The sequence below is a fragment of the Stenotrophomonas lacuserhaii genome, from assembly GCF_039674585.1.
GTDB lineage: Bacteria > Pseudomonadota > Gammaproteobacteria > Xanthomonadales > Xanthomonadaceae > Stenotrophomonas > Stenotrophomonas pennii_A.
The window spans coordinates 1-8,286 of record NZ_JBDJNU010000072.1; the positions used below are offsets into that span (position 1 = coordinate 1).

The 8,286-nt window shown below is 66.8% G+C and carries 8 protein-coding genes; 7 read left to right on the forward strand and 1 reads right to left on the reverse strand.

The annotated features are described in order from the left end of the window. Window positions 1-524: 524 nt before the first annotated feature. The 6 genes from ABE522_RS17070 (at window position 525) to ABE522_RS17095 (ending at window position 4,791) form a co-directional block, all read left to right on the forward strand. Window positions 525-887 (forward strand): GntR family transcriptional regulator, encoded by a 363-nt coding sequence (locus ABE522_RS17070; protein ID WP_057687616.1) that lies wholly within the window; start codon window positions 525-527, stop codon window positions 885-887. Then, window positions 884-1,759, forward strand: coding sequence for an ABC transporter ATP-binding protein (locus ABE522_RS17075; RefSeq protein ID WP_346592724.1), 876 nt, complete (start codon window positions 884-886; stop codon window positions 1,757-1,759). Before ABE522_RS17070 ends, ABE522_RS17075 begins: the two co-directional genes overlap by 4 nt. Continuing rightward, a complete protein-coding gene (locus ABE522_RS17080; protein ID WP_346592725.1) occupies window positions 1,756-2,772 on the forward strand; it encodes an ABC-2 transporter permease in 1,017 nt (338 codons plus the stop codon). The genes ABE522_RS17075 and ABE522_RS17080 overlap by 4 nt, the downstream gene beginning before the upstream one ends. Before the next feature lie 19 nt (window positions 2,773-2,791). Further along, window positions 2,792-3,673 (forward strand): DUF4097 family beta strand repeat-containing protein, encoded by an 882-nt coding sequence (locus ABE522_RS17085; RefSeq protein WP_346592726.1) that lies wholly within the window; start codon window positions 2,792-2,794, stop codon window positions 3,671-3,673. A 27-nt stretch (window positions 3,674-3,700) separates the two neighbouring features. After that, entirely contained in the window at window positions 3,701-4,276 is a 576-nt protein-coding gene (locus ABE522_RS17090) for a hypothetical protein (protein WP_346592727.1), read from the forward strand. An 89-nt stretch (window positions 4,277-4,365) separates the two neighbouring features. Continuing rightward, on the forward strand, window positions 4,366-4,791 hold the full coding sequence (locus ABE522_RS17095) for a hypothetical protein (protein WP_346592728.1): 426 nt from the start codon (window positions 4,366-4,368) through the stop codon (window positions 4,789-4,791). Window positions 4,792-5,113: 322 nt separating this feature from the next. On the opposite strand, the gene ABE522_RS17100 is transcribed toward ABE522_RS17095, so the two are convergent. Next, window positions 5,114-6,550 (reverse strand): class II fumarate hydratase, encoded by a 1,437-nt coding sequence (locus ABE522_RS17100; protein ID WP_346592729.1) that lies wholly within the window; start codon window positions 6,548-6,550, stop codon window positions 5,114-5,116. A 197-nt stretch (window positions 6,551-6,747) separates the two neighbouring features. Between ABE522_RS17100 and purB the strand changes: the two genes are divergently transcribed. After that, window positions 6,748-8,115 (forward strand): adenylosuccinate lyase, encoded by a 1,368-nt coding sequence (purB, locus tag ABE522_RS17105; protein ID WP_346592730.1) that lies wholly within the window; start codon window positions 6,748-6,750, stop codon window positions 8,113-8,115. Window positions 8,116-8,286: the final 171 nt, after the last annotated feature.

The following is an 8,286-nucleotide window of genomic DNA, read 5'->3' on the forward strand; positions in this document are numbered from 1 at the left end:
GGGTTGGCGGGGGCGTTGAGCGCCATGGATGGCGCGAAACGAGGCCCGCAGGAGCGGCTCTTGCCGTCCCCCGCCAACCCACCCCGCCCCGCCAACAGGCAGCCCCGCAGCTTCTGCCGTTGACGTGGCTTCGGCTTGAAAACGCAACCGCCGGGCGCAGCCCGGCCCACCCCTGCCATCAGTTGGCCACACAGAGCGCTTGCACTCTGAATCTGTGGTGTTATAGTTGACTACAACACCAGTCACCTGAGACAGGGGGAGCCGATGAATACGTCAGTCCAACGTCGCATGACCCGTACGGCCGCCAGCGCGGCGGGCCTGCTGCTCCTGTCTTTGTGGTTCGGTGCGGCGCACGGCGGTGCCGACGAAAGCGAAGCCGCCTCCGCCCTCGACAGCCTGCAGGACGCAGGCGTGCCGGACGCTGGGAACGCACCGCCGGCACCCTCCCCCCCGCGGCGGCTGAACAGCTCCCTGTCCATGCCGTATTTTTCTTTCGCACAGTCGCTGAATCCCCGGAGCTGACCATGAGCGATATCCAGTGGAGCGATGGCGCCCCCATCTACCGTCAGCTGAAGGAGCGCGTGATTGCCATGATGCTTGACGGAATCATCAAGCCGGGCGACGCCCTGCCCTCGGTCCGCCAGGTGGCGGCCGATTACCAGCTCAACCCCATTACCGTGTCCCGTGCCTACCAGGAGCTGGCCGACGAAGGCCTGGTCGAAAAGCGCCGCGGCCTGGGCATGTTCATGACCGAAGAAGCGGCCACGCAGCTGCGCAGCAGCGAGCGCGATCGCTTCCTCAACGAAGAATGGCCGGCCGTGCTCGAGCGCATCCAGCGCCTGGGCCTGGACGTGAACGAACTGTTGACCCAGGGGAAACTCTCATGAACGCCGCAACACACCAGGATGTGATCACCGCGCGGGGCCTGCGCAAGGCCTACAAGCGCACCCTCGCGCTGGACAACACCAGCTTCAGCATTCCGGCCGGCCGCATCGTCGGGCTTATCGGCCCCAACGGCGCAGGCAAGACCACCGCGCTCAAGGCGCTGCTGGGCCTGACCTCGGTGGAAGGCGAGCTGAGCGTGCTCGGCAAGGATCCGCGCAGCCACCGCGATGAGCTGATGAACGATATCTGCTTCATCGCCGACGTGGCCGTGCTGCCGCGCTGGCTGAAGGTCCGCGAGGCCATCGATTTCGTCGCCGGAGTGCATCCGCGCTTCGACCGCGCCCGCTGCGAGCGCTTCCTGTCCACCACCAAACTGCAGCCGAAGCAGCGCGTTCGCGAACTGTCCAAAGGCATGATCGTGCAGCTGCACCTGGCCCTGGTGATGGCCATCGATGCCCGCGTGCTGGTGCTGGACGAGCCCACCCTGGGCCTGGACATCCTGTACCGCAAGGAGTTCTACCAGCGCCTGCTGGAAGACTATTTCGACGAACAGAAAACGATCATCGTCACTACCCACCAGGTGGAGGAGATCGAGCACATCCTGACCGACGTCATGTTCATCCGCGACGGCAAGGTCGTGCTCAGCGCCGAAATGGACGAGGTCGGCGAGCGCTACACCGAAGTGCTGGTCAACGCCGACCAGCTCGATACCGCCCGCGCGCTCAAGCCGATCGACGAACGCAGCCTGCCCTTCGGCAAATCCGTGCTGCTGTTCGACAACGTTCCCCGCAGCCAGCTGGCGACGCTCGGTGAAACCCGCAACCCCGGCCTGGCCGACCTGTTCGTCGCCATCATGAAGGGAACCTACGCATGAACGCCGTGAACCATCCGATCAGCAAGGCCGGCACCCTGCGCTGGCTGCTCAAGCGTGAATACTGGGAAAACCGCGGTGGTTTCCTGTATGCCCCGGTCATCGCCGGCATCGCCTCGCTGGTGATGAGCACCATCGGCATCATCATCGGCCTGTTCGTGCTGCGCCGCGCCGCCTCGCAGGGCGACCTGCACATCAACAACAGCAACATCCAGGTCAACGGCCTGGACCTGGACCTGCTGACCCGCCAGCTGGATCCCAACGATCTGGTGGACCTCGGCAACGGCCTGGATGCAACACTGGCGTTGAGCTCGGCGTGGCCCTTCGTGGTGATGGCCTTCGTCGTGTTCTTCTACTGCCTGGGCGCGCTGTACGACGATCGCCGTGACCGCAGCATCCTGTTCTGGAAGTCGTTGCCGCTGTCGGACACCCAGACCGTGCTGTCCAAGGTGCTCAGCGCGATCGTGATCGCACCGCTGATCGCCGTGGCCGCCTCGGTGCTGACCATGCTGTGCTTCCTGGCGGTGATTTCGATCGTGGCCCTGACCCATGGCGGCGACCCGATGTCGCTGATCTGGGGGCCGTCCAGCCCGCTGCTGCTGGCGGCTGGCCACCTGAGCTGGATCCCGGTGTTCGCCCTGTGGTCGCTGCCGACGGTCGGCTGGCTGCTGCTGTGCTCGTCCTGGGCCAGGAGCAAGCCGTTCCTGTGGGCGGTGATGCTGCCGCTGTTTGCCGGCATCGTGGTCAGCACCACCAAGGTGATGGGCCTGCTGGACATGACCAGCGGCTGGTTCTGGCAGCACATCGTCGGCCGCCTGTTGCTGGGCACCGTGCCCGGCGTCGAACTGGCCTACCGTTCCGGTGTGGCCCGGGACTCCGACTCCATCGTCCAGCTGCTGTCGCCGTCCAACCAGCTCGGTGCACTGGCCATGCCAGACCTCTGGATCGGCGCCGCGGTCGGCATCGTCTTCATCTTCCTCGCCATCCGCCTGCGCCGCCGCGCCGGCGAAATCTAAGCACAAGGAGCCACCCGCCATGCGTACCCTGCTTGCCTGCGCCACCCTGATGCTGCTGCCGCTGTCCGCCCTGGCCAACGACGCGCCCTGCAAGTTCACCGAGAACCGTGACCTTAAGCTCGACCTGGCCGGCGCGAAGACCCTCGTGCTGGAGGTCAACCAGCACGACCTGCACGTGGTCGCCGGCAGCGGCCCGGCGCAGCTGTCCGGCCGGGCCTGCGCTTCCAGTGCCGACTGGCTGCGCGACCTGACCCTGACCCAGCAGCGCAGCGGCGACAAGCTGGTGGTCAGCCTGCGCCGCGAGGGCAAGCAGGGCATCGTGATCGGCGACAACTACGCGTGGCTGGACATCCGCGGCAGCGTGCCGGCCGATGTCATGGTGCAGCTGAAGGTCGGCTCCGGTGATGCGCATGTGGAAGGCGCGCGCTCGCTCAGCGTGGACGTGGGCTCCGGCGACGCGGATGTGCTGCGTACCCAGGGCAGCGTGCATGCCGCGGTCGGTTCCGGTGACCTGCGGGTCGACGGCGCCGACAGCCTGAACCTGCTGTCGGTGGGCTCCGGCGACGCGAAGGTATCCAACATCCGCCGCGACGTAACCGTTGGCAGCATCGGCTCGGGCGACCTGGAGCTGCGCGATGTCGGTGGCAACGTTGCCATCCGCACCATTGGTTCCGGAGACGCCGATGCCCGCCAGGTACGCGGTAATGTGGAAATCGGCGTGCTCGGATCGGGCGACGTCGAGCTGCGTGATGTCGGCGGCAACCTGCTGGTCGGCAGCCACGGCTCGGGCGGGATCAGGGCCGACGGCGTGGGCGGCAACCTGACCGTCCAGCGCAGCGGCAGTGGCGATGTCCGCCACAGCGGCGTGCGCGGCACCGTCACCCTGCCGCGCGGCAAGTAACCCGACAGACACACGGAAGAATCGACCATGAAGATGCGAACCCTGTTGCCCACCCTGTTGCTGGCCCTGCCATTGGCGGCCTGTACCGACCAGGGCACCGACGCGGCCAAGTCCCTCAGCGATACCGGCAGCAGCATCGGCCGTTCAGTGCAGGAAGCCACCGACAAGGCCCGCAAGGAAATGAGCACCGGCAACTTCAAACTGTCGGTCGATGGCCTGCCGACCGCTGAGATCACCCCCGCCGGTGCCCTGCTGATCGAGGGCAAGGATGTAGTGACCACGCCCGCCCAACGCGCCCAGTTGCTGGAGTACCGCCACCAGGTCGAAGGCATCGCATTGGCCGGCATGGACATCGGCGTGGCCGGTGCGAACCTGGGCGTCAAGGCCGCTGGCGAGGCGCTGAAAGGCGTGTTTTCCGGACAGACCGAGGGTATCGAACAGCGTGTCAATGCCGAGGCCGACAAGCTGAAGGTCCAGGCCAAGGGGCTGTGTGACAAGCTGCCGGCGATGTTGGCGACCCAGCAGGCACTGGCGGCCTCGCTGCCTGCGTTCGCGCCGTACGCAACGATGGACCAGGCCGACGTGGACGGCTGCGACGAATGAGCGCACCCGGCCGTCGCCTGCGATCTGGCGGCGGCCGGCCCGCGCTGCGGGGATTACACTAACGCGCTCCCCCATTCCCGTGGACCGCCATGAAGAAGCTGTTCCTGCTGCTGGCCGCCCTGTCCTGCCTCGTACTTGCCGGCTGCGACCAGGAGTACCGCAACCATCGCGTCGAACGCAGCAAACCGAAAATCACCGTCAGCGACAGCATGGTCACCGTGCGTCGCGCACCGGCGCCGAACATCATCATCCTGGCCAATGGTCATATGAAGGTGGACGAGATCGAAATCCCGCTGCGGGCCGACCAGCAGCAGATGCTGCAGCAGATGTTCGGCCACCTGCAGGTGCTGCGCCAGAACACCCTGGTCGACGCCCCGGCAGACCCGGACAGGAAGCCGGTGAAGATCGTGCCGCCGGCGGGAAGCAACCCGATCCCGGCCGACCTGGTGAAGGTGATCCCGGAGTTCAAGGACTACACCGAAACCTTCGGCAACCTGCAGGCCGATCGCCGCTGAGGATCGTGGGTAGTGACGGCCGCTGGCCGTCGGTGCCTTGCCCTGGTGGGTGACGACCGTTGGTCGTCACGCTTCTCCGGCCGGCATGTCAACCGCGAACAGGCGGCAACCCTATCGTTCGACGGGCTTCGGTTTTTTGTGCCGCGCGTCGCGCGGTTGCCGACCAAGGTCGGCACTACGGAATTTCCGCGAACGCGGGACGGTCCCGTGCGGTCCCACGGAATTTCCGCGAACGCGGGACGGTCCCGTGCGGTCCCACGGAATTTCCGCGAATGCGGGACGGTTGCGTGCCGTCTTCGCGGAATCCGCGCGTCGTCGGTGATCAGGCGCCGCTGCCGCCGCCTGCGTGGATGCCACCGGCGGTGAGTGCCTTTGGATCCAGCAGCCGGCGCAGTTCGGCCTCGGCCAGGCCGCTGTCCTCCAGGGCGATCTCCAGCACCGGGCGCTGTTCCTTGTAGGCACGCTTGGCGATCGCCGCGGCCTTCTCATAGCCGATGATCGGATTCAGCGCCGTCACCAGGATCGGGTTGCGGTCCAGCGCCTCGCGCACCCTGTCCTCGCGCACCTTCAGCCCGTCGATGGCGCTGTCCGCCAGCAGCCGCGACACATTGGCCAGCAGGGTGATGCTGTCCAGCAGGTTCACCGCGATCAGCGGCAGGGTGACGTTCAACTGGAAATTGCCGGTCTGCCCGGCCACGGTAATCGCGGTGTGGTGACCGATCACCTGCGCGCAGGCCATCACCGTCGCCTCCGGGATCACCGGATTGACCTTGCCCGGCATGATCGAGCTGCCCGGCTGCAGCGCCGGCAGTTCGATCTCGCCCAGCCCGGCCAGCGGACCGGCGTTCATCCAGCGCAGGTCGTTGGCGATCTTGATCAGTGCCACCGCCAGCGCGTTGAGCTGGCCGGACATCTCCACCGCATCATCCTGCGCCGCCAACCCTTCGAACTTGTTGGCGGCACTTTCGAACTTGACCCCGGTCGATGCCTTCAGCGCCTTGGCCACGCGTTCGCCGAAGCGCGGATCGGCGTTGATGCCGGTGCCGATCGCCGTGCCCCCCAACGGCAGCCGACGCAGGCGCTTGAGGCTGTCATCGAAGCGCTGCTGCGCCGAGGCCAGCTGTGCCGACCATGCCGAAAACTCCTGCTCGAAGGTCAGCGGCATCGCGTCCATCAAGTGCGTGCGCCCGGTCTTCACCACCTTGCGCAGGCTGCGGCCCTTGCGGTCGATGGCCTTGCGCAGGTGCGCCAGGGCCGGCAGCAGGTCCTCCTGCGCGGCCAGCGCCGCCGACACCCGCAGGGCGGTCGGAATCACGTCGTTGGAGCTCTGGCCCTGGTTGACGTGGTCGTTGGGATGCACCGGCGTGCGCCCGGCCTTGCCGCCGCGGTTGGCCAGCGTGGCGATGACCTCGTTGGCGTTCATGTTCGAAGATGTGCCAGAGCCGGTCTGGTAGACGTCGATCGGGAAATGCGCGTCCCACTCACCGGCGGCCACTTCGGCGGCCGCGCCCTGCACCGCCTTGGCGATGTTCCTGGGCAGGTGGCCGAGCTCTGCATTGACCCCGGCGGCCGCGCCCTTGACCAGGCCGAGCGCGCGGATGAAGCCACGCGGCATGCGCTGGCCGGACACCGGGAAATTGTCCACCGCACGCTGGGTCTGCGCGCCCCACAGCGCATCGGCAGGCACCTGCAGCTCGCCCATGCTGTCATGTTCGGTCCGGAAACCGGGGGTGGAATTCGTGCTGGAACGCTTGCTCATCCGATCAACTCCGCATGCTTTCAGGGGGAAAGGGAAACTGCGGCTGGCATCGGGCAGGTTCCCCAGGCTGGCATCTGCCTTCAGGATACAGGCTCACGGCGACCGCCGGCCGTCACCCCGCGTCCCAGCCGGTGGGCCTGCCGTTGGCCCAGCTGGATTAGAATATGGCCCCCGCCGTCTCACAGCTGCCCGCCGACATGTCCGAATCCGCCCTGCTCGCCCTGTCCCCGCTCGATGGCCGTTATGCCGGCAAGGTCGATGCACTGCGTCCGATCTTCTCCGAGTACGGACTGATCAAGGCCCGCATCACGGTGGAAGTGGAATGGTTGCTGGCCCTGGGCGCGGAACCCGGCGTGGTTGAACTGCCGGCCTTCTCTGCGGGCGCCACGGCGCGCCTGCGCGCGCTGGCCAGCGACTTCAGCCCGGCCCAGGCCGCGCGGGTCAAGGAGATCGAGCGCACCACCAACCACGACGTCAAGGCGGTGGAGTACTTCATCAAGGAACAGCTGAAGGACGATGCCGAACTTGCCCCCGCGCTGGAATTCGTGCATTTCGCCTGCACCAGCGAAGACATCAACAACCTCAGCTACGGGCTGATGCTGGAACAGGCCCGCCGCGAGGTGTTGCTGCCTACCCTGGATGGCATTGCCGCCTCGCTGCGTGCGCTGGCCCACGCACAGGCAGCCCAGCCGATGCTGTCGCGCACCCACGGCCAGACCGCCTCGCCGACCACCCTGGGCAAGGAGCTGGCCAACGTGGTCGCCCGCCTGGAACGCCAGCGCCGCCAGCTGGCAGCGGTGGAGCTGACCGGCAAGATCAACGGTGCGGTGGGCAACTACAACGCGCACGTGTCCAGCTATCCGGACGTGGACTGGCCGACTTTCGCCGAGCGCTTCGTCGAAGGCCTGGGACTGGTGTTCAACCCGTACACCACCCAGATCGAACCGCACGACAACATCGCCGAGATCGGCGATGCTGCGCGCCGCGCCAACACCATCCTGATCGATCTGTCTCGCGATATCTGGGGCTACATCTCGCTGGGCTACTTCAAGCAGCGCCTGAAGGAAGGTGAGGTCGGTTCCTCGACCATGCCGCACAAGGTCAACCCGATCGATTTCGAGAACGCCGAGGGCAACTTCGGCATCGCCAACGCCTTGTTCGAACACTTCAGCGCCAAGCTGCCGATCAGCCGCTGGCAGCGCGACCTGACCGATTCAACGGTGCTGCGCGCACTGGGCACGGCCTTCGGCCACACCCAGGTGGCGCTGGATTCGCTGGCCAAGGGCATCGGCAAGCTGGAGGTGAATCCGCAGCGGCTGGATGCCGACCTGGACGCGGCATGGGAAGTGCTGGCCGAGGCCGTGCAGACGGTGATGCGCCGGCATGGCCTGCCCAACCCGTACGAGCAGCTGAAGGCACTGACCCGCGGCCAGGGCATCACCGCCGAGTCGATGCGCGCGTTCGTCGAATCGCTGGAGCTGCCGGCCGAGGCCAAGCAGCGCCTGCGTGAGCTGACCCCGGGTGGCTACGTGGGCCTGGCAGCCGAGCTCGCCCGCGCGGTGTAAGAGGGTTTGCCGGGCTGCGCCCGGCACCTGCTTTTTTTAAAGCAACGTCAACGTCCAGGGCAACAGCTGCAGGACCTTGGTTGGGCGGGGCGGGATGGGTTGGCGGGGGACGGCAGGAGCCTCTCCTGCGGGCCTCGTTTCGCGCCATCCATGCCGCTCAACGCCCCCGCC

Bases quoted from the DNA above. Each gene is read 5' to 3' on its own strand.
- ABE522_RS17070 (WP_057687616.1), top strand. From the start codon at position 525: ATGAGCGATATCCAGTGGAGCGATGGCGCCCCCATCTACCGTCAGCTG.
- ABE522_RS17075 (WP_346592724.1), top strand. From the start codon at position 884: ATGAACGCCGCAACACACCAGGATGTGATCACCGCGCGGGGCCTGCGC.
- ABE522_RS17080 (WP_346592725.1), top strand. From the start codon at position 1,756: ATGAACGCCGTGAACCATCCGATCAGCAAGGCCGGCACCCTGCGCTGG.
- ABE522_RS17085 (WP_346592726.1), top strand. From the start codon at position 2,792: ATGCGTACCCTGCTTGCCTGCGCCACCCTGATGCTGCTGCCGCTGTCC.
- ABE522_RS17090 (WP_346592727.1), top strand. From the start codon at position 3,701: ATGAAGATGCGAACCCTGTTGCCCACCCTGTTGCTGGCCCTGCCATTG.
- ABE522_RS17095 (WP_346592728.1), top strand. From the start codon at position 4,366: ATGAAGAAGCTGTTCCTGCTGCTGGCCGCCCTGTCCTGCCTCGTACTT.
- ABE522_RS17100 (WP_346592729.1), bottom strand. From the start codon at position 6,550: ATGAGCAAGCGTTCCAGCACGAATTCCACCCCCGGTTTCCGGACCGAA.
- purB (WP_346592730.1), top strand. From the start codon at position 6,748: ATGTCCGAATCCGCCCTGCTCGCCCTGTCCCCGCTCGATGGCCGTTAT.